A 24199-nucleotide genomic window follows, 5' to 3' on the forward strand; every position below is an offset into this window, starting at 1 on the left:
CGGCGTTAAGACTCGCGGGCTTTCAGACAAAAGCGGGAAATGGTTCCGAAGGCCTCGGCTGCTTGTGCTTTTCCGGCCAGCTTTACGCCTCGTTGCCAGAAGAATCCCCAGCTTTTCTATGTAACCCGTTTCGCTTTTCGTTGCCCTATCCTGCCAGTTCTACGTAAAACGCGCCTTTTGCGATCGTCTCGAATTGACAACACTAGGGTTTTCCGTCGCGAGAATCTCTTTCCTACAGGTTCGCGAACGCTCCTTGCATGCGCCTTTCAAGCCGCGGAACCTCAAACGGCCGCGCCTTGTGCGACAACGCGCCCAAGCCGCCGTCAAGCCATGTTAAGGTGACGTCCGGCGCCCCACCGAGCTTATCCGGTGGGCGGGGAAGCAAGGCGCAGAAAAGCCGCCGTGTCCGCAGGACGAGTCAGTCGAGAACGAACGACGATCAAGGTCGGCATCGACGCTTCGCTTGTTGGCGGGTTATCGCGCGGCGCAAGACTTATCGATTACGCACCTGCGCATCTTTTCGCGGCGAGTGGCCCGGCCGTCGCCTTCCCTTAGCTTCGCTCACCCTATCCAGCGCAGGTTCGAACCCTGTGCGGCTTCATCGAGGAACCGAGATGTTCGGCGAGATCGCCCGTTTTCTGCTTAATACCGTCTTCACTCTGTTCGGCGCGGCGCTTTTGCTGCGCGCATGGATGCAGGTCGTGCGCATGCCGCCCTATAACCCGGTCTCGAATGGCGTGATGCAGGCAACCAACTGGATCGTGTTGCCGCTGCGCAAGATCCTGCCCGGCGGCAAGATCGACTGGGCGAGCATTCTCGCCGCGTTCATCGCCTCGCTCGTCTATGTGACGTTGATGGTCGTGCTGGCCAACGTCGATCCGACGCTCATGATGCCGATGATCCTGCTCGTCGCCCTCCTCACCGTCGTGAAGTGGGCGCTGAACCTCATCATCTGGATGACGATTCTGATGGCGCTGCTTTCGTGGCTCAATCCGCAATCGCCGGCCATGCCGCTTTTGTTTCAGATCACCGCGCCGTTTCTCGATCCACTGCGACGTATTTTGCCGCGCTTGGGCGGCATCGATTTGTCACCGATCCTGCTGTTCGTCATCGTGCAGGTATTGTTGATGGTGGTCACGCGTCTCGCCGTTTCGATGACCTTGTTCGGCATCTGAACGAAGCGCGCATGGTGGCCGGCGCCGGGGCAGCAATTGCGCTGTGCCGCGCCGCCGCTTAAAATAGCGGGCTCACGCGGGCGTCGTATAATGGCCATTACCGTAGCTTCCCAAGCTACAGACGTGGGTTCGATTCCCATCGCCCGCTCCAGCATCGCCGAGAAAGCCGCCTGTCGTTGTCCGGGCGGCTTTTTAGTTTCCACGCTCTGCACGCGTGCGGATTCGCCAGCCGCGCCGCGTTAGTCACGCACTCTGCTCTCGCCATGAATCACGATTCCCAGGACGACGCCACGTCGTCTAGCGCTCCCGCCGACGAAACCTCCACGCTGCGCCATCGCCGCATCCGCAGCTTCGTGACGCGCGCGGGCCGCGTGTCGCCGGGCCAGCAGCGCGCCATCGATCAACTCGGACCACGTTACATCGTGCCGTATGACGCGCAAGTCGCCGACTGGTCAGCCGTGTTCGGACGCGAGGCGCCGCGCGTGCTGGAAATCGGCTTCGGCATGGGCGGGACAACAGCGGAAATCGCGGCCAAGCGTCCGGGCGACGACTTCATCGGCGTGGAAGTGCACGAGCCGGGCGTGGGCGCCTTGCTGAAGCTGATTGGCGAACAAGGGCTCGGCAACCTGCGAATTCTTCAGCACGACGCCGTGGAAGTGCTCGAACACATGATCGCGCCGGCTAGTCTGGATGGCGTACACATTTATTTCCCCGATCCGTGGCACAAGGCTCGGCATCACAAGCGGCGGCTGATTCAACCGAAGTTCGTGGCTTTGCTCGTGTCGCGCGTGAAACCGGGCGGTTATGTGCATCTCGCGACCGACTGGCAAAACTATGCCGAACAAATGCTCGAAGTGCTGTCCGCCGAACCCGCGCTTCAAAATACCGCCGATGGTTATGCGCCGCGCCCGGATTATCGTCCGGTGACCAAGTTCGAGAAACGCGGATTAAATCTCGGTCATGGCGTTTGGGACTTGCTGTTCCGCCGCGTTTGAAGACGATCGATCTGCCTTTGAATCGAGACTCGGACATTTAGTCACGTCCAAAGAACAAAACCCCACGCTTCGAGAAGACGTGGGGTTCAACTCCCGCCAGAAAGCGTGCGTGACTTTCAGTCAGCCCAACTCAAACCGCCGCTATAACCGACAATCAGAATCAACAAGCCAAAACCGATGCGATACCACGCGAACGCCGAAAAATCGTGCGAGGCGACGTAACGCAGCAGCCATCGAATACAGATAAACGCGCTCACGAACGCTGCCACTAGCCCGATTGCAAAGAGGCCGAGATCGTTCACGGTCAGCGTGCGCCAGTACTTCGCCATTTCGTAGAGCGTTGCGCCGAAGATGATCGGAATCGCCAGAAAGAATGAGAACTCCGTGGCCACGCGGCGTTCGAGTCCGAACAGCATGCCGCCGATGATCGTCGCTCCCGAGCGCGACGTGCCCGGAATCAGCGCGAAACATTGCGCTAATCCGACCTTGAGGGCGTCGGAGTAAGAGAGGTCGTCGATGGAAGTCACGCGCGGCGCGGCGGCGCGGTCACGCTGACGCGCTTCCGCCCACAAAATGACGATGCCGCCCACGATCAGCGCTACCGAAACCGGCACCGGCGAGAACAATACCGCCTTGATGCTTTTCTCGAACAAAAGACCGAGCGCGATGGCCGGAATGGTCGCGATGATCACGTTGAGCGTGAAGCGCCGCGCGTCCGGCCGTGACGGCAAACCGGTGACTACCGAGCCGATTTTTTTGCGATATTCCCAGCAGATGGCGAGAATCGCGCCGAACTGAATGACGACATCGAAGGTTTTAGCCTGCGCGTCGGTGAAATTCAGGAGACTGCCTGCGACGATCAGATGTCCGGTGCTCGAGACCGGCAGAAATTCGGTCAACCCTTCCACGACGCCCAGAACGAGCGCCTTCACCATCAATATCCAGTCCATCCGTCAGCCCTTTTTCGCTGTTATCGCCGTTCGTGTGGAGCACCCCGCGCCAAGATTTCGACTTATTTTTCGACGATCTGAACACGTATGCCGTTTGTAAGGACTGTGATTGTACCGGGTTCGTAAGAAACGCCGGCGAACTGCAATTCTTCGGGTTTGAAGGTGTGGATGGGATACCGTTCGAGCAATTGCGCCGCGAGCATGGCACCGGCGGCAGCGATCTGCTGATTGTATTGCGCGGCGTCCCCTGAGAACTGCGAATCATCGACGCTTGGCGAGACGAGGATCACCGAGCGGCTTTGCGCGTCATAGCCGAGTTGCGTCGAGAGCGTGAATGCGCCGTTAACGGGGTTGGGCATGAAGGGCGTGGTGAAGCGCGCATCGACATGCACGGTTACGCGATTACGATCAGGCGCCATGCCGATGACGGGATTGCTCAACACGACATCGACGATCTGCGAGATCGTGCGTTGCAAGGGAAACTTGCGCGCGACGGCTTCCTGGACTTGCTGCTGAGAGAACGTGTAGTGATCCGGAATGAACGGGAAGATGGAATTCGAAGCTGCTTGCGTCATCGATGACGCGCCAAGCGCCGGCAAGGCAATGAGCGTGGCAAGCAGGAACCGGCGCCGGGTTAGCGCGACGGGGTTGGACATGCGGGAGTCTCCGGGGGCTGAACTGTGAAATGCGGTGAGGCTAAAAACCGGTCATTGGACCACTGAACTTCAATGCGGTTGCGTGGCGACCTCAAGTTTGGCGATCCACGCGAGCGCATACTCCCGCGTCTCCCCACACATCTCCGCCGAAGCTTGCAACCCGCCGCAACAAGCCGGTCTGCGCGGATCGCCGAAAATCGCGCAACGCAGATCATCGCCGAGTTGCACGCAACGTTCGCCGGCCGGCTTGCCGTTTGGCATCCCCGGAATCGGACTCGTGATGGAAGGCGCGATGCAGCACGCACCGCACCCTTCGCGGCACGCATGCGGCGCGCTCGAAGCAGTCGACATGACATTGGCTCAAAAAACCGCATTGTCCCACGCCTGAAGTTTGCGTTCCGTCAAACCCGGGAAGCCGTACTGCGACCTTATCTCGCAATTGCCGCGCGCCTCGCGCTTTTACACTCGTGCGCAAGCCCAAGGTCCGTTATGACATCCTCGAATACCTTCTTCCGCCCCGATCTCCTCGAACGTTACGACGCGCACGGTCCGCGCTACACGTCCTATCCGACCGCCGTCCAGTTCATCGATTCCTTCGACCCGAAGCATTACTGCCAGGCGGCAATGAAAGCCGATCCGGCCGCCGATTTATCGCTCTACTTCCACATTCCGTTTTGCGACACCGTCTGCTTCTATTGCGGCTGCAACAAGGTCGCGACGAAAAATCGCGCGCACGCGCGGCCGTATCTCGACCGCATGAAGCGCGAACTTGCGATGCACGCCGCGCTCGTCGATACCCGCCGTCCCGTGACGCAACTACATTGGGGCGGCGGCACGCCCACGTTTCTCTCGCACGCCGAGATGACGGAGTTGATGGCCGCGACCGCCGAGCACTTCAACCTCGTATCCGACGATCGCGCCGAGTATTCGATCGAAGTCGATCCGCGCGAGGCATCGGCGGAAACGATCGGTGTGTTGCGTGGGCTTGGCTTTAATCGGCTGAGTCTGGGCGTGCAGGATTTCGACGAACGTGTGCAGCGGGCGATCAACCGCGTGCAGCCTTATGCGATGACCGAAGGCGTCATGCAGGCGGCGAGGCGAAATGGCTTCAAGTCGATTAGCGTCGATTTGATTTATGGCTTGCCTCATCAGAGCGTCGAGAGTTTTGCGCGCACGCTCGATGCGATGATCGCGCTCGCGCCGGATCGTGTCTCGGTGTTTGGTTATGCGCATATGCCGGCGCTGTTCAAGATGCAGCGGCAGATCGATGAATCCGCGCTGCCCTCGCCTGCCGTGCGGCTTGCGATTCTCGGGCGCGTGATCAAGCGCATGAGCGACGCGGGGTATGTTTATATCGGCATGGATCATTTTGCGTTACCCGGTGATGAACTTTCTCTCGCGCTCGCGGACGGGACGCTTCAGCGGAATTTTCAGGGATATAGCACGCGTGGGGATTGTGATTTGATTGGGATCGGGGCTTCGGCGATTGGAAAGATCGGTGATGTCTACGCACAGAATGCGCGTGGTGTGGATGAGTATGCGGCTGCTATCGACGATGGACGGCTTGCCATTGCGCGTGGGGTGCGGCTGTCGGCTGATGATCTTCTGCGGCGTGATGTCATCATGCGGTTGATGTGCGGTGGTGGGCTGCGGTTCGATGAGATCGAGCGGGTGCATGGCATTGCGTTTGAGAGCACTTTCGCCGATGAACTCGCGCGGCTTGAGGCTATGGTCGATGATGAGCTTGTTGAGATTGGACACGCCGGGATTCGGGTGTTGCCTGCGGGACGCATGCTGGTGCGGAACGTGGCTTCCGTGTTTGATGCTTATCTCGGGCAGGCGAGTGTGAAGCGGTTTTCGCGGATGGTTTGAGTGGGCATTATCGGCAATCGAAAACGAGAATCCAGAACAAGCAATTCAGGCAAACGGCCGTGTTCTTGCGAACCTCGCATATTTGAAACTCCCGTTTGACCGTGCGGGATCGACAGGATGATTTAGCGGGAATGGCTGCGATCGGCCACGACCTGTCGTTCAGCGAGCGGGAAGCCTGCCAGTTGAACGGCTACAGTACTCCCAGAACTTGACGGACGCGCTACGAGTGCGATTCGGCCTTTGCGCACCTTCAGAGTTACTCCTTCCTGAGACGATCCCCAATGCTGCAGAGAATAAGGGGCCGAGGGCCCCTTATCTTATTGCACCCTTGCGGGCTGACCAATGCTTTTCAGCAAAGCATTGTATTGGTCAGGATCAGTTGCGTAGATCCTATCTAGGACGAAGTTAGCCACCTTTGCGATCTCTGGAATTTCAACTGGCTTGAATCCTCGATCCGGGATCGACTCAAGGTGTGAGAACTCGTTGTTGAGGCGGTTCAACAGTGCGATTGCTGTCGCATCCTCTTCGCCAAAGAATTTCTTGATGCGTTCAAAAGCATCATTCTTGTCGTCATGATGCGGGAATTTGTAAAACAAAAACGCTTCCAGGAACTTGCGAAGGTTGTTCCCGAAGCCGTAGAACGGTTCATGTGCACTTTGCGCTGCATCCTGATTCCTACATTTGTAAATCTGGTGGAAAAGGTAGTTAAATTCAGTGATGTAGTCCCGCAGATACGACGGCATCATAGAAATTTTGCTCGAACCACCATTTCTCTCAATGATGAAATGCTGGTTTCCACCGTGGTTCTTTTCGGCGGGCAGTGAAATGTTTTTCAGATACTTTAAGAAGTCTAGATTGTGGGTAGAGATGAAAAGTTGCTTATAGCGGTAGCCGTTCGATCCGTCTTCGTTCTTGATTGGCTTCGCAATTAAGCTTTCGATCAAGCTGAACATAAAAAAAATGTGGTTGCCGTCCAGGCTGGAAATCGGATCGTCTATGTAAATGATCAAATCTCTGCCCTTGCTGTTGGGCTCTTCCAGCTTGGCAATGAAGTAGCAGAACGCAATGAGACTACATTCGCCTTCACTGAGGTTGTAAGCCGACTTGCCGTCGCGGGTGACTTCAAAACGAACGGCGGTCTTCTTGGCATTGTCTTTCGCTTCTAGCTTGATTCCGTCATGACCGAAGAAGTGATTCAAGAGTGAATTGACTCTCTCAGCACCTTTGCGCTCATCATTCTGCTGGCCCTGTAAGGTAACGACCTCGGCTTCTAACTTGACGATCTCGGTGTTGGCGTCGGTGTGAGCGGTGTTGGCGTTGCCTGCCGCTGCTTCAAGTTCAGCCATACGGATTTTTTCCGCGTCGTAGGTAATGTCGGTAATGAACGAAGCTATATCGGTAAGCCGAAGTGCTTCGCGTGCAGAAATCTTGTCCTTTTCAAGAGAACTCGTTCTGCTATTGCTCTTAGTTATCAGGGAATTGATGTCATCCACACAACCTCGGATAGCGGCAGAGTCGTAGTCTGGCGATGGCATAGCAACCCGCTCGAAGAGGTTGTTTTTTCGTGTGTGTAGTGCAGCTTTCAGTGCTTCTAGATCCTGCTTGTAGATCTTCAGGCAATCGGCAAGCGACTTCTGTCTTGCTTCAAACAGGACTTTTTCTTCTGCATAGAATTTATCGCCGGTCAACGTCATGAAGCCCGGAATGCGATTGATTTCAGAGTCAACGGAGGCAATACATGAATCCAGTGCGGATTCAAAGTTCGCAGACTCTTGACTGAAGTGGGAGTCCAGGCGTTGCCAAATGTTGTGCGGCAAGCTTTGACGGCAGAAAGCACAGGTGTCGCGCTTGTCTTTGTGTAGCGGGATACCCTGTTTCACCCAGAGTTGGAGAACAGTATCGCTAAGTAGCTCCCCAATCGCCTGCGTCGGCTTGATCTGTTTGCCCAGTAACTCTTGTGCAACGCTTGCGATTGTCTCGATTTTCAGGGCGATAGACGCCGTGTCTGTAATGTCGGGCAGGGCTTCTTGCTTGAGCAGGTTGACCTTGGCGGCTTGTTCGTCAGTCGTGAGCTGGACGAATCCCACCTTTTTGACTGCAGCGATGTCTTTCTTGATGCTCTCTATGTTGTAGACAGCAGGGCCATACGTGCGGTTCTGCTTGATCCTGTCGTTGGCATGAGTTCGCAGCTTTCCTTCTAGAGAATCAAAGGCGGTCTTGTAGTTGCCTTTTGTCCTGTCCCGCTCCTTGCGCTTTTCTTCGAGGTCATGGCGAAGACCGGTCTTGTTCTCGACACTGCCGAGTTTGACGCCGATGGCAGCAATAGCGTCTTCAATCTCCTTGTTCTTCTCACCGACAATAGCGAAGGTTTTGATCTCGCCGTCATTGGTTTGATTGACAAGGAAGCTGAGATTGTCGCTTACAAAATCACGGTTATAGACTCGAACGTCGTAGGCATGAGTGCCGATAGTGAGCTGAGTAACGTCACCCTTGTCGCCGTGAACGGTGAATGACGAGTCTGTATAGTTTTGCGGAAGGCGTCCGGTTTCCAAAGCCCGAAAGATTCGCGAGAGGGTGGTCTTCCCCGAGTAGTTACGACCATACAGGATATTCAAGCGTTTGAAATGCTGTGGGTTGTCTCCAGCATCCCGAACCCGTCTTTTCCAATTCAAGCCCGCAAAGCTACCGAAGCTAGTAATGTCGAGTCCAGTGATCATTTTGTATGTCTCTCGCATATTGTTCGTTTTCTTGATGAGAGTTTACTCTTGGGCACGATGTTCTTCTAGGCTTTGAGTGCAGCTTGCGTTTTATGCGTTGCTGGCCGTCTCCCAAGACCCAGCCCACTTCGAGAGGCTCCCTCTCAAAAATCGCTGTCAACGCCGATTAAATTCTTTCCCCCGGTGGTAAGTTTTACATCGGCGCTAACACACGAGGATTGATCCGGACCTATCCGTAATTCTGTGGGCGAGGCATATTATGAGAGGTGAGGTAAAAGTCATGGATATGCCGATGAAGAAGAAACGCACCGTCGCTTCTCAGGCAGCGGCCCGAGGGCCGCTGCCTGCCCTTCCGGAAGGTCTGCTGGATGACCTGGTCAAAGGCCCGATGACGCCCACCGAGGTCCAGGACCTGATGCTGGCGTTCAACAAGGCACTCATCGAGCGCGCGATGGGCGCCGAGATGAAGATGCATCTGGGCTACCTGGCGGGGCAGCCGAAACCCGACGGCCAGGACAACGAACGTAACGGCGCCAGCGGCAAGACGCTCATCACCGATTATGGCCCGCTCAGGGTCGATCTGCCGCGTGATCGTGACGGCAGTTTTGAACCCATCCTGATTCCGAAACACGAGCGCCGTTTTACCGGTTTCGACGAGCGCATCATCGCCATGTACGCGCGCGGCATGAGTGTGCGCGAGATCCAGGCGTTTCTGGCCGAAGCCTATGGCACCGAGGTTTCGCCCGATTTCATCAGCTCGGTCACCGACGAAGTCATGGCTGAGGCGCTCGCCTGGCAAAGCCGTCCGCTTGAGCCGATGTACCCGGTGGTGTTCTTCGACGCGCTGCGTGTGAAGATCCGTGGCGACGGCGTGGTGAGCAACAAGGCGGTGTATCTGGCGCTGGGCATTCAGGCCGACGGCCAGCGCGATGTGCTCGGCCTGTGGATCGAACAGACCGAAGGGGCGAAGTTCTGGCTGAAAGTGTTCAACGAACTGAAGACCCGGGGCTGCCAGGACATCCTGATCGCGGTGGTCGACGGCCTGAAGGGACTGGCTGAGGCGATTGGCACGGCGTACCCGCGCACGGCCGTGCAGACCTGCATCGTGCATCTGATCCGCAACAGTCTGGAGTACGCCAGCTACAAGGACCGCAAGAGCGTGGCCGCAGCGCTGCGCCCGGTCTATGCCGCCGCGAGTGAACAGGCCGCTCAGCAGGCCCTGGAGGCCTTTGCCGAAGGCCCGTGGGGTGCGAAGTATCCGACTATCGTGCAGTCGTGGCGACGGGCGTGGGAGAACGTCACACCGTTCTTCGTGTTTCCGCCGGACATACGCCGTGTCGTCTACACTACAAACGCCATCGAGAGTCTGAACATGCAACTACGCAAGATCATCAAGACACGCGGCCACTTCCCCAATGACGAGGCCGCCATCAAGCTGCTGTGGCTGGCATTGCGCAACGTGCTGGCAAAGTCAGTACGCGCGGCGTTCGACTGGTCGTCCGCGATGAACCAGTTTGCCATCCTGTTTGGAGAGCGTTTTACCAACGCACGCGGGTGACTCCGCTAACCGCCTCGCACACAAAAATGCGGACGACCCGACGAGAATCCAGAACGAGCAAGTCAAGAAAACGGCCGTGTTCTCGCGAACCTCGCATATTTGAACTCCCGGGTTGACCTTGCGGGATCGACTGGATGATTTAGCGGGAACGGCTGCGATCGGCCACAACCGGCCGTTCGACAGACCGGCGAAAATCGTCGACAATTTTTGACTCCACGACGACACTTTCCACCTTACCCGGCCTACTAGACTGGCGTCGCCAGCTGAACTCTTACTCTATGAATTCTCTAAAAACGAACCGTCCGCTGTCTGTGTCAGAGATGTCGCTCGCTCGTTGGATGCTTGAGCACGGCGGGCCGACGGCGCGAGCGTTTATTGAACAACTCGCAGTTGCGGAGGTGACGCCGTGGCGCTGCCCCTGCGGCTGCGGGTCCATCAATTTCCAATTGAAGGGTCGCGAACCCGCCCCACTGGGCCTAAACATCCTCGGGGACTTTTTGTTCGGTCCGGACGATGCGCCAGCCGGGATATTCATATTCGAGAGCGCAGGTTTATTAAGTGGTATCGAGGTTTATGGACTTGCCGGCGATGCTCCGGCAGAACTGCCCCGAGAAGATGCGCTTCGGCCGCTTGTCCCAGATCGCGGTGGGTCGGGTCCCTAGCACGTCTGTAACGAGCGCACGCAGGAGATCATCCTTGCGCTCTGGTCGGCCAAAAACGGACGTCCGCCTAATGTCGAGAACCGTTTCTGGATGGCGCTTCCGAATCGGACGGCTGCGGTCTGGACATGGGGTCGTTGGCCGACTGTCAGGTCATTTATACCGTCATGGCACCCGGACTAAACGTTGGCCTGGTCTACGAGCATTCGAGATTGTTCATCTACTGAGTGATACGTAAATCCAAACGTCGCCGCGATTGAAGCCTAAAGATCTTTGCGAAGCGTGTCGATAAAAACAGTGACAGCGTCGCACGCGCAAAGTCGCCGACTCATTGTCTCGGTTAGAAAATGGACATATCGCAAAACGCAATCATCAGCGAACACTCGAAGAACCCGTTCAGAGCGCTGACGTCATATTTGGCAGCATGGTTGGTAATCGGCGCAATTGTGCTCGCCGATTTACTCTGGCTGCGCGCATCCGGTCTTCGCATTGCGTTTGGCGCATCGTCACATGCGCTCGCGGCATTCAGTGCACTTGTCTTTGTCATCTGCTGGACAAGTTACCGAACCAGGACTGTGCATGCCGGGAACGAGGCGTGGATAACGCGGCTGCGAGACCTCGCGTTCACCGGGCGATGGATGATCGCTCTCGCCGCATTCTGCACGGCAGCCAGCGTATCGAGCCATCTTTCGGCGGCCATTGGGGCACCGTTGATTGATGACCGGCTAGTCAAGATAGACCAGGCAGTTGGATTCGACTGGCTCACCTGCTATCGGTGGGTGCGACATCATCCAGTGTTGCTCTTCGTGCTCAGTTTGGCGTACGGCAGTGGTCTGGTGCAGATGATCACTGTCCCTGTGATTCTCGGACTTACGGGACGCAGGGTCGAACTAATAAAGCACGTTGCACGCTTGATGGTCGCGACATTTACCTGCCTCGCAATCGCGACGGCATTTCCTGCTGCGAGCGCCTTCCTGCATTTTCACATCATGGAACCAGGCACGTCGGAAACTGTCTCTACATTTTTCCCCCTCCGTGAAGGCGCGCTCCGTACCATTGACTTAACTAATCCCCAAGGGCTTGTATCGATGCCGTCAATGCATACGGCAATGGCTATCCTGTTTGCCTATTCATTGAGGCGGATCCCCGGATTTGCTCTTGCTTCCTTCGTTCTAAATACGTTTATGATTGTCTCGACGCCGACGCAAGGCGGCCACTATCTTTGCGACATCGCCGGGGGAATAATATTGGCACTGATGGTTATTCTGTTGATCAACAATCGGCGTTTTGAAGGTTTCTTCAATGACCGGTGAGCTTCAGCAGTGGACGTTTAGTGACCGACTTAGCAACCGACAACCGATTGCTAACAAGATTGGTAAAGATCGAATCCAGCCTGACCTTTGCCGCTTCGGCGAGGAATCGTAGCCGGATGCCGTGCAGCCGTGCCAACAATCCAAAAGGGTAAAGGCTGGCAACGAAAGATAGAATAGTCCCGATAAACTTAAAGAAGTTCATGGCCCGTGTGCGTTCGATTGTGCTCTTGTTCTTTCACTTCGTTTCTATATTGCACTATAAGATTGCTGGCCAGTTTCGACCAAACTCGTATTGCCGAAAGCACTTCAAGTCCGTGAAGGTTTGTGCTAAGTCAAGAACGGTGCGGCGCCTAGGCTAATGGAACAGAACATGCAAAACCAAGACGTTCAGAGCAATGCCTAGCCCGGCAAAACAGAAACCGTCGCGAGCAGCGATCGCTGGGTGTGGCGTAATGCGTGGCAGATTTCGAAATGCGGCAATCACAATGCCCGTGCACGCGCCAAACATACATACCAAGTAACCCGCCCAGCCCAGCGTAAATGTGCTCCAGACATGCGCGATCGCCGTGAATGTGCCGTACGCGAGCGCGACGCCGCCAAGTAACTCGATGGGTGGTCTAAACAGTAACGCGGTGCCTAGCGCGAGCACCTGAGGCATCCACCAGAGTGCCAGTTCGGGCCAGAAGTTGATTCCGTTTGTAGTGCAGTAGGCATCAATGGCAACCATGTACGCTAGCGAGATCCCGACAAATCCAACTCCAGAAGCGTGTCGCATAGTTTCTAGTCAATGACATACGTAAGAAGTCCTGCGGACGTAACGGCTGTGAAAGTAATTTACACCCCTTCAACGGCAGCTTTTTAGGAATTTGAATGGCGGCTTAGGGTCGCAAAGCCTCTCTCACAAAAAGGCAAAACAGAGACACCTCGAATTTCAAACCCCGTCAGCACAAAATCTCCAACTTCCACGCCCACATCCATCTATCGAGCACCTACCATCAAACCACCTGCCCGCGCCTCAACAAACCATCCCCCAAGTATTTCCCCCCACCCTGGCTTAGAATGACACCCACCCCGGGCCCCCACCGCCCATCCATTCACTCGCCGATGGACCTCCGCACAAGAAGCCCATCGTCGCGCCGCCCGAGTGCCTCAAGCGCGCATCGCACGTCACGCGCGTTTCGCATTCGGCAATGCCACTGCCCGACGCCATGCCAACCACTTCGCCGCAGTTTGCCCCGCTAGCCCATCTCGCCGCCGATCTGAAAAGCGGTCGCACCACCAGTCGCGCACTCGTCGAATCCGCGCTCGAACGTATCGCCAATCCGGCCGGTCAAGGTTCCATCGTTTTCACGCATGTCGATGCCGCCCACGCCCGCGCCGCCGCCGATGCCCTCGACGCGCTGCGCCGCGCCGGCACCGTGCTTTCGCCGCTCGCGGGCATCCCCATTTCCGTGAAAGATCTCTTCGATATCGAAGGGCAAGTCACGCGCGCCGGCTCCCGCGCGCTCGCCAGCACCGCGCCCGCCCAAGCCGATGCCGTGAGCGTCGCGCGCCTGCGCCGCGCAGGCGGCGTGATCGTCGGGCGCACTAACATGAGCGAGTTCGCGTTCTCCGGGCTTGGCCTGAATCCGCACTTCGGCACGCCGCACTCGCCGTATCGCGCAAACGTGCCGGGCGACGAACGCATCGCGGGCGGCTCGTCGTCAGGCGCGGCGGCATCGGTGGCGGACGGCATGGCGGCCATCGCGCTCGGCACCGACACCGGCGGCTCCATCCGCATCCCCGCCACGATGTGCGGCCTCACCGGCTTCAAACCCACCGCCAGCCGCATTCCGAGGCAAGGCGGCGTGCCGCTTTCCAAATCGCTCGATTCGTTTGGGCCGATAGGCGTCTCGGTCGCGTGTTGCGCGCTAGTCGATCGCATTCTCGCTGGCCGCGAACCCGATGTGCCCGCCACGCGTCCGCTCGAAGGCGTGCGCCTCGGTGTGCTCACCAATTACGTGACGGACGGCCTCGATCCCGCCGTTGCCAGCGCCGTCGATACGGCCATCAATCATCTGTCGGCGGCGGGCGCGCTCGTGGAAGACGTGCGCTTCGGGCCGCTAGATCGTCTGCCGGACATCAGCCGCTTCAGTCTCGTCGCCATCGAAGCATATGCGTGGCATCGCAAGCTGCTCGCCGATCACGCCGCCGAGTACGATCCGCGCGTGCTCGCTCGTCTGCTGCGCGCCGAGTCGGCGAGCGCGGCGGATTACATCGACCTGTGCGAAGCGCGCGCCGCGATGATCGACGAAGCGCGCACGACACTGTGGCAGCGTTTCGACGCAATTCTTTGCCCGACGGTGCCGGTTCTGCCGCCGCGTATCGCCGAGCTGGAACAGGACGACGATCTCTTCACGCGCACGAACGCGCTCATCCTGCGCAATCCCACGACCTTCAATTTTTTGGATGCCTGCGGGCTGTCGCTGCCCTGTCATCGGCGTGGCGAGGCGCCCGTGGGGCTCATGCTCGCGGGCGCGCCGCACGCGGACGACACGCTGCTCTCCATCGGCCGGGCAGTCGAAGCGGTGCTCGATACGACGCGCTAATGTTTCGCGCCGGACGTTCGCGCTAGAATTCCTCCGCGATCTCCCGCAACTCAGGTGCTTCTTTCTCGAATCGTTGCGAAACAAATGAACAACCATCTAAATCACTTTACGATGCATCAGGACGACCGCTCCCTCGGCCGCGAGAAGCGCTTGCTCGTGTTGCTCGGGTTCGTGAGTCTCGCGCTCGTTGGCGGAGCGTTGTATCTGCAGTTCTTCCAGGGCGAAGACCCTTGCCCGCTTTGCATCATCCAGCGCTACTTCTTCGTGCTGATCGCCGTGTTCGCCTTTCTCGGCGCGGGAATGCGCGGCTGGCGCGGCGTCGCGCTGCTCGAATTGCTGGTGGTGATCTCCGCGCTCGGCGGCGTCGCAACGGCGCTGCGCCATGTCTACGTGCAGTCGCATCCCGGCTTCAGTTGCGGTTTCGACGCGCTTCAGCCCATCGTCGACAACCTGCCGCCCGCACGCTGGCTGCCGCAAGTGTTCAAGGTCGCGGGCCTGTGCGAAACGCCTTATCCGCCCATTCTCGGGATCTCGCTGCCGCAATGGTCGCTGATCGCCTTCGGGGTGATTTTCCTGCTCGTCGGCGGCAGTCTGCGTCTGAAACGCAAGCTGCGCGCCGCCGCGCGCTGATTCCGCCACGTTTCATCCCCCTTCCCCGGCGCGGGCTTTTACACGGCCCGCGCGTCTTGCCTCTTCCTCGCATCAGCACATCCGCATAATCTGGATACGGTCCCGACAATCTTTTTGAGATATTGGGATGTTAAGGTCGTGACTGGATGGCGATCTACGTGCGCGCAGTCCGTTTGTTCAAAGGCAGCCAGCGTCGAATTCGACGGCAACCCATGAAGCAGGCGGAAACCGCGTAACGCGCGCCCGGTCCGCAATGTCCCCGAGTCGCTCATGACAACGCAAACCATCCGCTTCCTTCACCACGGCGCCGTTCGTGAAATCGGCGACGCGCCCGCCACGCGCACGGTGCTTCAGCATCTGCGCGAGGAAGACCTTTGCACCGGCACCAAGGAAGGCTGTGCCGAGGGCGATTGCGGCGCCTGCACGGTCGTCGTGGGCGAGCTGGACGCCAGCGGCGAACTCGCGCTCAAGGCGGTCAACGCCTGCATTCAATTCCTGCCGACGCTCGATTCGCGCGCGCTCTTCACCGTCGAAAACCTGCGCGCCGAAGACGGCGCGCTGCATCCCGTGCAGCAGGCGCTCGTCGATTGCCACGGCTCGCAGTGCGGCTTCTGCACGCCGGGCTTCGCCATGTCGCTGTGGGCGCTGTATCACGCGCATCCGCCCGAAGCCGGGCCGCCTTCGCGCGATGAGATCAACGCCGCGCTCTCGGGCAATCTGTGCCGCTGCACGGGGTATCGGCCGATCGTGGATGCCGCCGAACGCATGTTCGACTATCCGCGTCCCGCCTTCGATCGTGCCGCGCTCAAAGACGCGCTGGCGTCGCTGCGCCGTTCGGCTACGTTCGAATATCGCGCGCCGGACGCACGCGGCGCGGCTTTTGGCACGCCCGCGTTCACCGCGCCCGTCACGCGCGCCGAATTCGCGCGCCTGCGTGCAGCGAATCCGAATGCACGTCTGCTTGCGGGCAGCACGGATGTCGGCTTGTGGGTCACGAAGCAATTTCGCGATCTCGGCGACGTGCTGTTTATCGGCAACGTCGATGAACTGAAGCACATCGAGCGTGACGCCGAGACGCTGACCATCGGCGCGGCCGTATCGCTCGAAGAGGCTTACGCCGCGCTGACCGCCGATTACCCCGAACTCGCGGAACTGTGGACGCGCTTCGCCTCGCGGCCTATCCGCAATGCGGGCACGCTCGGCGGCAACGTCGCGAACGGCTCGCCGATCGGCGATTCCATGCCCGCGCTCATCGCGCTGAATACCGAAATCGTGCTGCAAAAAGGCGAGCGTACGCGCACGATGCCGCTCGATACCTTCTACCTCGGCTATCAAAAAACCGCGCTCGAAGCGGGCGAATTCGTCGCGGCGATTCGCGTGCCGCGCGCATCGGCCGACTTGCGGTTTCGCACGTACAAGGTCAGCAAGCGTTACGACCAGGACATCTCCGCCGTGTGCGCGGCGTTCGCCATTCGTTTGGCCGACGACAACCGCGTTGCAAGCGCGCGCATCGCGTTCGGCGGGATGGCCGCGACGCCCAGGCGCGCGGCCGCCGCCGAAGCCGCGCTGACCGGCCGCGAATGGTCCGAAGCCAGCGTCCGCGCCGCGATGGCCGCGCTCGATACCGACTTCCAGCCGCTCAGCGACATGCGCGCGTCGAGCGCGTATCGGGCGAAGGTGGCGCGCAACGTGCTGTGGCGCTTCTATCTGGAAACACGCCGCGACGCGCCGCTCGCGCTCGCGGAACTCAACGCGTTTGCGTTCGGCGCACACGGGATCGAGACGTCATGACGCGGCCCTTCCCGATCCCGATCCCGATCGCCGCGATCACGCCACTGCGCGCCAGCGTCCAAAAGGACCCGCGATGAACAAGGCCAGCGAACCTATCCAGCTCGATGCCGCGCTCGACGCCGCCGGCGCCTCGCTGCCGCACGAGTCTGCGGCGCTGCATGTGAGCGGCGAAGCCATTTACACCGACGACATCGCCGAATTGCGCGGCACGCTGCACGCGGCGCTCGGCTTGTCGCGTCATGCGCACGCGCGCATCGTCTCGCTCGATTTCGACGCGGTGCGCGCCGCGCCCGGCGTCGTCGCCGTACTCACCGCCGCCGACATTCCCGGCGAGAACAATTGCGGCCCCGTTCTGCACGACGACCCGATCCTCGCGGTCGACGAAGTGCAGTATCTCGGCCAACCGGTCTTCGCCGTCATTGCCGAGACGCACGATCTCGCGCGCCGCGCCGCCGCGCTCGCGAAAAGCGAAGACGTCGTGCGCTATGAGCCGCTCGAAGCCGTGCTCACGCCGCGCGAAGCGAAAGCGCGCAAAGAGTTCGTGCTGCCGCCGCTGCATCTGCGGCGCGGCGATCCGGACGGACGAATCGCGGCGGCCAAACATCGGCTGTCTGGCGAATTCGAAGTCGGCGGACAGGAACAGTTCTATCTCGAAGGACAAGTCGCTTACGCCATCCCGAAAGAACAGCACGGCATGCTCGTGCATAGTTCGACGCAGCATCCGAGCGAGATGCAGCAAGTCGTCGCGCACATGCTCGCCTGGCCGACCAACGCCGTGTTGTGCGAATGCCGGCGCATGGGCGGCGGCTTCGGCGGCAAGGAATCGCAGTCGGCCGTCTTCGCGTGCGTCGCCTCGCTCGCGGCGCATTTGCTCAAGCGTCCGGTGAAGTTGCGCGCCGATCGCGACGACGACTTCATGATCACCGGCAAGCGCCACGACGCGGTCTACGAATACGAATGCGGCTTCGACGACGACGGCCGCATCACCGGCGCGCGCGTGGAAATCGCGCTGCGGGCGGGTTATTCGGCGGACTTGTCGGGCGCGGTCGCGACGCGCGCCGTCTGTCATTTCGACAACGCCTACTTTCTCGGCGATGTCGATATCCGTGCGTTTTGCTGCAAGACCAACACGCAGTCGAACACGGCGTTTCGCGGCTTCGGCGGCCCGCAAGGCGCGCTCGTCATGGAAGTCATGCTCGACGAAGTCGCATATGCGTTGAAGCGCGATCCGCTCGACGTGCGGCGCGCGAATTACTACGGCATCGACGAGCGCAATGTCACGCCGTATGGTCAGCCGGTTGCGGATAACGTGATTGCGCCGCTCACGGACGAACTCATCGCAACGAGCGAATACGAATCGCGCCGCGCGCAAATCGCCGCGTTCAACGCGAAAAGCGCGGTGCTCAAGCGCGGTATCGCGTTCACGCCGGTCAAGTTCGGCATCTCGTTCAACGTGCCGTTTCTGAACCAGGCGGGCGCGCTCGTGCACGTCTACAAGGACGGCTCCGTGCTCGTGAATCACGGCGGAACGGAAATGGGCCAGGGGCTCAACACCAAGGTCGCGCAGGTGGTGGCGAGCGTGCTCGGCATCGGCTTGCAGCGCGTGCGCGTGACAGCGACGGATACGTCGAAGATCGCGAATACATCGGCGACGGCGGCATCGACGGGAAGCGATCTGAACGGCAAGGCGGCGGAAGCGGCGGCGCTCACCATCCGCGCGCGTCTGGCGGAACTCGTGGTGAAGCAGCTCGGCGGCGCGGCCGCGGACGTGCGCTTTCATGGCGGCGTGGTGCAGGTCAACGGCGGGCAGATGCCGTTCGAGCAACTCGTGTCGGCCGCGTATCTCGCACGGGTGCAGTTGTGGTCGGACGGCTTCTATGCCACGCCCAAAGTCCATTGGGACGCGCGGACGCTGCAAGGCCATCCGTTCTATTACTTCGCGTATGGCGCGGCGGTGTCCGAAGTCGTCATCGATACGCTCACCGGCGAATGGAAGCTTCTGCGCGCCGATCTGCTGCACGACGCCGGGCGCTCGATCAATCCGGCTATCGACATCGGTCAGGTGGAAGGCGGCTTCATTCAGGGCATGGGATGGCTCACGACCGAGGAGCTCTGGTGGAACCGCGACGGACGCCTGATGACGCACGCGCCTTCCACTTACAAGATCCCGGCGATCAGCGATACGCCGCCCGTGTTCAACACCACGCTTTATCGCAACGACAACGCCGAGCCGACGATTTTCCGGTCGAAAGCGGTCGGCGAACCGCCCTTGCTGCTGGCGTTTTCGGTGCTGCTGGCAATCCGCGCGGCCATCGCCGCCAATACGGCCGATGCCGCTCACGCACCGCCGTTGCGCGCGCCCGCGACGCCCGAAGCGATCCTCGACGCGCTCGATGCATCCGTAACACAAAGCGCGGCCGCCGCCCCGGTAAACTAACGCCTGCGACAACGCAAAAGACTCTGGAGCCCCTCGATGCAAGTTTGGCTGACCGACCTGCAACACCTGCTCGCGCACGGCGATGCCGTCGTGCTCGTGACGGTCGCGCGTGTCGAAGGCTCCGCGCCGCGCGAGCCGGGCACGAAGATGATCGTCACGCGCGAGGAAGCCCGCTATACCATCGGCGGCGGCCATCTCGAATGGAAGGCAATCGAAACCGCCCGGCAAGTGCTGAAGGACGGCCAGCGCCGTCCGCACATGCGGCGGCTCGAGCGTTTCGCGCTCGGTCCGAGCCTCGGCCAGTGCTGCGGCGGTGCGGTCGTTCTGTCGTTCGAGCGGCTCGATGTCGGCGATCTCAACTGGGTGACGTCGCTCGCGAAGCGCACGGCGCAAGGTCTTTCGACCGTGCGCAGCGTTTCGTTCGCGCCGATGCCCGATGCCGTCATGCTCTCCGACCCCGAACCGGGCGCCGAAGACACCGACTGTCTCCTGTGGGACGGCGCGGGCTTCGACGAAAGCGGCGCGCTGCTCACCGAGACCATCGCGCCGCGCGACTTCCAGGTCGTGCTGTTCGGCGCGGGCCATGTCGGGGCCGCGCTCGTGCGCGTGCTCGCGACCTTGCCGTGTCACGTCACCTGGGTCGACGAACGCGACGCGGCCTTCCCCGCCGCGCAGTTCGTGCCGGATAACGTGAGCATCGAGCCGAACGACGCGCCGGACGAAGCCATCGACCAGGCGCGGCCCGGTACGTACTTCATCGTGATGACGCACAACCATACGGTGGATCTCGAACTCGCCGCACGAATTCTCGCGCGTGGCGATTTCGCGTTCTTCGGCATGATCGGCTCGCATACCAAGCGCAAGCAGTTCGAGCACCGGCTCGCGGCGCGCGGGATCGACCCCGCGCGTATCGGCCGGATGGTGTGTCCGATCGGTATCGACGGCATCGTCGACAAAGCGCCCGAAGTGATCGCCGTTGCAGCGGCAGCCCAACTGCTGCAAGCGGTCGAAGCCAACGCCAGCACTTCTGCGTCGTCGCAGCAGACCGCCTGACTAGCCGCAGGCGGAAGTCCCAGCCCCAACAAAGACAAGCCCATGAATCCCACACTCGCCGACAAGATTGCGCGCGCGCCCAAGGCGGAGTTGCATATCCATATCGAAGGATCGCTCGAACCCGAGCTGATTTTCGCGCTGGCGAAACGCAACGGCGTGACGCTCGCCTACGATTCCATTGACGCCTTGCGCGCGGCCTACGCCTTCACCGATCTCCAGTCGTTCCTCGACATCTACTACGCCGGCGCGAGCGTGCTGCTGCACGAGGAAGACTTCTACGACATGACGATGGCCTACGTCGAGCGCGCGCTCGCGGACCACGTCACGCATACGGAAATCTTCTTCGATCCGCAAACGCACACCGAACGCGGCGTTTCTATCGACACGGCGGTGGCCGGTATCGAGCGCGCGCTCGCCGAAGGCGAAAAGCGTGGTCTCACGTCGAAGATCATTCTGTGCTTCCTGCGCCATCTTTCCGAGGAAGACGCGCTCGCCACCTTCGATGCCGCGTTGCCGCTGTTCGACCAGTACGCGCATCGGCTGATCGGTGTCGGGCTGGATTCGTCGGAGCGCGGCCATCCGCCGTCGAAGTTCGAGCGCGTGTTCGCGAGAGCGCGCGAACGCGGCCTCAAGCTCGTCGCGCACGCGGGCGAGGAAGGCCCGCCGTCGTATGTCTACGAAGCGCTGGATCTGCTCAAGGTGGATCGCGTCGATCACGGCGTGCGCAGCATCGAAGACGCGGCGCTCGTCGCGCGTCTCGCCGACTCGCGCATTGCGCTCACGGTCTGCCCGCTCTCGAACATCAAGCTCTGCGTGTTCGACGACATGGCGAAGCACACGCTCAAGGACCTGCTCGATCAGGGCGTCGCGGTCATGGTGAATTCGGACGATCCCGCCTACTTCGGCGGCTACGTCAACGCGAACTATTTCGCCATCGTCGATGCCCTGAAGCTCTCGGATCACGAGGTCTACACGCTCTTGCGCAACAGCCTCGAAGCCTCGTTCGTCACCGATGAAGAACGCGCCGCGATGATCGCGCGCCTGGACACGCACTGGAAGCAGTAAGAAATGGAAAGCACGGCAACAACTCAACGCGACGCCACCGCGCTCGAACGCTTCTTCGGCGTGCGCGCGGCGGGCTCGCTCGTCAAGACCGAAGTCGTCGCGGGCATCACGACGTTTCTCACGGCGATGTACATCATCGTCGTCAATCCGGGCATTCTCTCGCAGGCGGGCGTGCCGTTTCCGGCGGCGCTCACGGCCACCGTCATCGTCAGTTTTCTCGGCAGTTGCGCGATGGGCCTTTACGCGCGCAATCCGGTGCTCGTCGCGCCGGGCATGGGCATGAACGCGCTCTTTGCGTTCGTCATGGTTCACGGCGGCAAGATGCCGTGGCAGACCGCGCTCGGCTGCGTGTTCTGGGCCGGCGTGATCTTCGCGGTGCTTGCGATCTTCAACGCGCGCAAGCTCGTGGTCGACGCCATTCCCGACAATCTGCGGCACGCGGTTTCGTGCGGCATCGGCTTGTTCATCAGCCTCATCGGGCTCGTGAACGCGAAGTTCGTCGTGGGCGATCCGGTGACCATCGTGCATTCGGCATCGCTCAATCCGGTGGTCATCACGTTCCTGATCGGGCTTGCCGTGACGACCATATTGGTGGCGCGCAAGACCACCGGCGCGCTCATGCTCGGCATCGTGTTCACGACGATCATCGCGATTCCCATCGGCCGCTATTGGGGCGACGGCACCGCTTACTGGCCCGCCGCCATCGCCACGAAAACGCTCGTCAACTGGAACGGGTTCGTGTCCGCGCCGGACTTTTCCGCGCTCGGCCAGCTCGATTTGATCGGCGCGCTGAAGGTGGCCTACTGGCCATTCATCTTCGTGATGCTGTTCACGTCCTTCTTCGACGCGCTCTCCACTTTCATGGCGATCTCCGAAGCCGGCAAGCTCTACGATAAGGACGGCAACCCGCGCAACATCCGCCAGTCGATGATGGTCGACGCCTTCTCCGCGCTTGTTTCCGCGCCGCTCGGCACGAGTCCGGCGAACGCGTATATCGAGTCGGCGGCGGGCATTTCGGCGGGCGGGCGCACGGGACTCGTCGCCGTCGTCGCGGGCCTGTGCTTCCTGCCGTTCCTGTTTCTCTCGCCGCTTCTGTCGCTCGTGCCCGCCATCGCCACCGCGCCCGCGCTGGTGCTCGTCGGCGTGTTCATGATGGAAGCCATCACCAAGATCGAATGGCAGCGCTTCGACGAAGCCATTCCCGCGTTCCTCGCGATGATCCTCATCCCGCTCACGTATTCGATCACGGACGGTGTCGCGTATGGCTTTCTCGCGTTCGTCGTGCTCAAGTCGGCGACAGGACGCGCGAAGGAAATCAAGCCGGCGATGTGGATCATCGCGGGCTTTTCGTTAGTGCTGCTTTCACAGCTTTGAAAACCACGAAGATTGGAGACGTTGCATCATGACTCAAACCGCCTACCGCGCCCAGCTGCTCACCTTCCGGGAAGATCCCGCGCATGCCGCCGACGGCGCGGTCCATGAGGCCGATGGCCTCTTGATCGTCGAAGATGGCAAGGTGGTCGCGGCGGGTTCGTATGCGTCGGTGCGCGACAAGCTCGCCGCGGACGCCACCGTGCATACGCTGCGCGACAAGCTGATCGTGCCGGGCTTCATCGACTCGCACATCCACTATCCGCAGACGGACATGATCGCGTCGCCCGCGCCGGGCCTCTTGCCGTGGCTCAACACGTACACGTTTCCGACGGAACGCGGCTTCGAGAATCCGGCGGTCGCGCGCGAAACGGCGAGCTTCTTCATCGACGAACTGCTGGCCAGCGGCACGACCACCGCGCTCGTCTATTGCACGGTCCACAAGCAATCCGCCGATGCCTTCTTCACCGAAAGCGAAGCGCGCAACCTGCGCATGGTCGCGGGCAAGGTGCTGATGGACCGCAATTGTCCCGAGTTCCTGCGCGACACCGCGCAGTCGGGCTACGACGACAGCGACGAACTGATCGGGCGCTGGCATGGCCGCGGGCGTCAGCAATATGCGCTCACGCCGCGCTTCGCGCCGACCTCGACGGAAGCGCAGCTCGAAGCCTGCGGCGTGCTCGCGCAGAAGCATCGGGACGTGTTCATCCAGAGTCACGTGGCGGAGAACACCGACGAGATCAAGTGGGTCGAGAGCCTGTTTCCGGGACACCGCAGCTATCTCGACATCTACGATCACTACGGTCTGTTGCGACGCCGCGCGGTGTACGGCCACTGCATCTATCTCGACGATGCCGACCGTCAGCGCATGGCCGAAACGGGCGCGGTGGCGTCACACTGTCCCACGTCGAACCTGTTTCTCGGCAGCGGCCTCTTCGACTTCGACAAGGCCGGCGCCTCGAACATGCCGGTTGCGCTCGCAACGGACGTCGGCGGCGGCACCTCGTTCTCCATGCTGCAGACCATGAACGAAGCGCACAAGGTCGCGCGTCTGACGGGGCATCATCTGACGGCGACGCGCATGTTCTGGCTCGCGACGACGGGCGCGGCGCAAGTGCTCGAACTCGACGACAAGATCGGCACGCTCGCGCCCGGCAGCGAAGCGGATTTCGTCGTACTCGACCCGGCTGCGACGCCGCTGCTCGCACGCCGCACGCAGCGCGTGAATACGCTTGAGGAACTGCTGTTCGCGTTCGCGCTTCTCGGCGACGATCGTGCGGTGTACGAGACGTATGCGGCCGGCAAGCGCGTGCATTCGCGCGAGCGTCGGCAGACGGCGGCGCTGGAACTGGCGGCGTAGTCGAACATT

The 24199-nt window shown here is 60.4% G+C and carries 19 protein-coding genes and 1 tRNA gene; 14 read left to right on the top strand and 6 right to left on the bottom strand.

Annotated features, from left to right (window positions below; genetic code table 11):
* Positions 1 to 614: 614 nt before the first annotated feature.
* The 3 genes from ACYQ47_RS32025 to trmB all read left to right on the top strand — a co-directional run bounded on the left by ACYQ47_RS32025 (position 615) and on the right by trmB (position 2170).
* Entirely contained in the window at positions 615 to 1175 is a 561-nt protein-coding gene (locus tag ACYQ47_RS32025) for a YggT family protein (protein ID WP_244827411.1), read from the top strand.
* Positions 1176 to 1251: 76 nt separating this feature from the next.
* Positions 1252 to 1326: transfer RNA gene (locus ACYQ47_RS32030), tRNA-Gly, on the top strand.
* A gap of 112 nt (positions 1327 to 1438) precedes the next feature.
* Entirely contained in the window at positions 1439 to 2170 is a 732-nt protein-coding gene (gene trmB, locus ACYQ47_RS32035) for a tRNA (guanosine(46)-N7)-methyltransferase TrmB (protein WP_244827410.1), read from the top strand.
* A 116-nt stretch (positions 2171 to 2286) separates the two neighbouring features.
* Here the strand turns inward: trmB and ACYQ47_RS32040 are convergent, their stop codons facing one another.
* The 3 genes from ACYQ47_RS32040 to ACYQ47_RS32050 all read right to left on the bottom strand — a co-directional run bounded on the left by ACYQ47_RS32040 (position 2287) and on the right by ACYQ47_RS32050 (position 4127).
* Positions 2287 to 3120 (bottom strand): undecaprenyl-diphosphate phosphatase, encoded by an 834-nt coding sequence (locus ACYQ47_RS32040; RefSeq protein WP_244827409.1) that lies wholly within the window; start codon positions 3118 to 3120, stop codon positions 2287 to 2289.
* A 62-nt stretch (positions 3121 to 3182) separates the two neighbouring features.
* Positions 3183 to 3776, bottom strand: coding sequence for a DUF1439 domain-containing protein (locus tag ACYQ47_RS32045; RefSeq protein ID WP_459908805.1), 594 nt, complete (start codon positions 3774 to 3776; stop codon positions 3183 to 3185).
* 69 nt (positions 3777 to 3845) lie between these two features.
* Positions 3846 to 4127 (bottom strand): YkgJ family cysteine cluster protein, encoded by a 282-nt coding sequence (locus ACYQ47_RS32050; RefSeq protein ID WP_250463929.1) that lies wholly within the window; start codon positions 4125 to 4127, stop codon positions 3846 to 3848.
* 138 nt (positions 4128 to 4265) lie between these two features.
* Here ACYQ47_RS32050 and hemN point away from each other — a divergent pair, with 138 nt between their 5' ends.
* On the top strand, positions 4266 to 5648 hold the full coding sequence (gene hemN, locus ACYQ47_RS32055) for an oxygen-independent coproporphyrinogen III oxidase (protein ID WP_459908807.1): 1383 nt from the start codon (positions 4266 to 4268) through the stop codon (positions 5646 to 5648).
* Between the two features lie 317 nt (positions 5649 to 5965).
* Here the strand turns inward: hemN and ACYQ47_RS32060 are convergent, their stop codons facing one another.
* The gene (locus ACYQ47_RS32060) at positions 5966 to 8365 is read right to left on the bottom strand and encodes an AAA family ATPase (protein ID WP_250508752.1); all 2400 of its coding nucleotides are present in this window, start codon (positions 8363 to 8365) and stop codon (positions 5966 to 5968) included.
* Positions 8366 to 8651: 286 nt separating this feature from the next.
* On the opposite strand from ACYQ47_RS32060, the gene ACYQ47_RS32065 reads away from it, so the two are divergent.
* Both ACYQ47_RS32065 and ACYQ47_RS32070 read left to right on the top strand, forming a co-directional pair.
* Positions 8652 to 9923, top strand: a complete 1272-nt coding sequence (locus ACYQ47_RS32065) for an IS256 family transposase (RefSeq protein WP_370652123.1) — start codon at positions 8652 to 8654, stop codon at positions 9921 to 9923.
* Positions 9924 to 10929: 1006 nt separating this feature from the next.
* Positions 10930 to 11895, top strand: a complete 966-nt coding sequence (locus tag ACYQ47_RS32070; RefSeq protein ID WP_250508729.1) for a phosphatase PAP2 family protein — start codon at positions 10930 to 10932, stop codon at positions 11893 to 11895.
* Here the strand turns inward: ACYQ47_RS32070 and ACYQ47_RS32075 are convergent.
* Positions 11882 to 12097 carry a hypothetical protein gene (locus tag ACYQ47_RS32075; RefSeq protein ID WP_250508728.1) on the bottom strand — a complete coding sequence of 72 codons (216 nt, stop codon included), beginning with the start codon at positions 12095 to 12097 and terminating at the stop codon, positions 11882 to 11884. The genes ACYQ47_RS32070 and ACYQ47_RS32075 overlap by 14 nt on opposite strands.
* Before the next feature lie 153 nt (positions 12098 to 12250).
* Positions 12251 to 12622, bottom strand: a complete 372-nt coding sequence (locus ACYQ47_RS32080; protein ID WP_250492019.1) for a hypothetical protein — start codon at positions 12620 to 12622, stop codon at positions 12251 to 12253.
* A 463-nt stretch (positions 12623 to 13085) separates the two neighbouring features.
* Here ACYQ47_RS32080 and ACYQ47_RS32085 point away from each other — a divergent pair, with 463 nt between their 5' ends.
* The 8 genes from ACYQ47_RS32085 to guaD all read left to right on the top strand — a co-directional run bounded on the left by ACYQ47_RS32085 (position 13086) and on the right by guaD (position 24190).
* Positions 13086 to 14483, top strand: a complete 1398-nt coding sequence (locus ACYQ47_RS32085; protein WP_459908811.1) for an amidase — start codon at positions 13086 to 13088, stop codon at positions 14481 to 14483.
* 111 nt (positions 14484 to 14594) lie between these two features.
* Positions 14595 to 15113, top strand: a complete 519-nt coding sequence (locus tag ACYQ47_RS32090; protein ID WP_244827988.1) for a disulfide bond formation protein B — start codon at positions 14595 to 14597, stop codon at positions 15111 to 15113.
* A gap of 270 nt (positions 15114 to 15383) precedes the next feature.
* Positions 15384 to 16904 (top strand): xanthine dehydrogenase small subunit, encoded by a 1521-nt coding sequence (xdhA, locus tag ACYQ47_RS32095; RefSeq protein WP_459908813.1) that lies wholly within the window; start codon positions 15384 to 15386, stop codon positions 16902 to 16904.
* 73 nt (positions 16905 to 16977) lie between these two features.
* Positions 16978 to 19341 (top strand): xanthine dehydrogenase molybdopterin binding subunit, encoded by a 2364-nt coding sequence (gene xdhB / locus ACYQ47_RS32100; protein WP_459908815.1) that lies wholly within the window; start codon positions 16978 to 16980, stop codon positions 19339 to 19341.
* A gap of 36 nt (positions 19342 to 19377) precedes the next feature.
* Positions 19378 to 20394: a xanthine dehydrogenase accessory protein XdhC gene (xdhC, locus tag ACYQ47_RS32105; protein ID WP_244827396.1), complete on the top strand. Its 1017-nt coding sequence runs from the start codon at positions 19378 to 19380 to the stop codon at positions 20392 to 20394.
* A 42-nt stretch (positions 20395 to 20436) separates the two neighbouring features.
* Complete coding sequence (locus ACYQ47_RS32110; RefSeq protein ID WP_244827395.1) at positions 20437 to 21459, top strand: adenosine deaminase; 1023 nt, start codon at positions 20437 to 20439, stop codon at positions 21457 to 21459.
* 3 nt (positions 21460 to 21462) lie between these two features.
* Entirely contained in the window at positions 21463 to 22833 is a 1371-nt protein-coding gene (locus ACYQ47_RS32115) for an NCS2 family permease (RefSeq protein ID WP_244827394.1), read from the top strand.
* 28 nt (positions 22834 to 22861) lie between these two features.
* Entirely contained in the window at positions 22862 to 24190 is a 1329-nt protein-coding gene (gene guaD / locus ACYQ47_RS32120; protein WP_244827393.1) for a guanine deaminase, read from the top strand.
* The last annotated feature ends 9 nt before the right edge of the window (positions 24191 to 24199 follow it).

It is taken from the genome of Caballeronia sp. HLA56 (genome assembly GCF_054655155.1).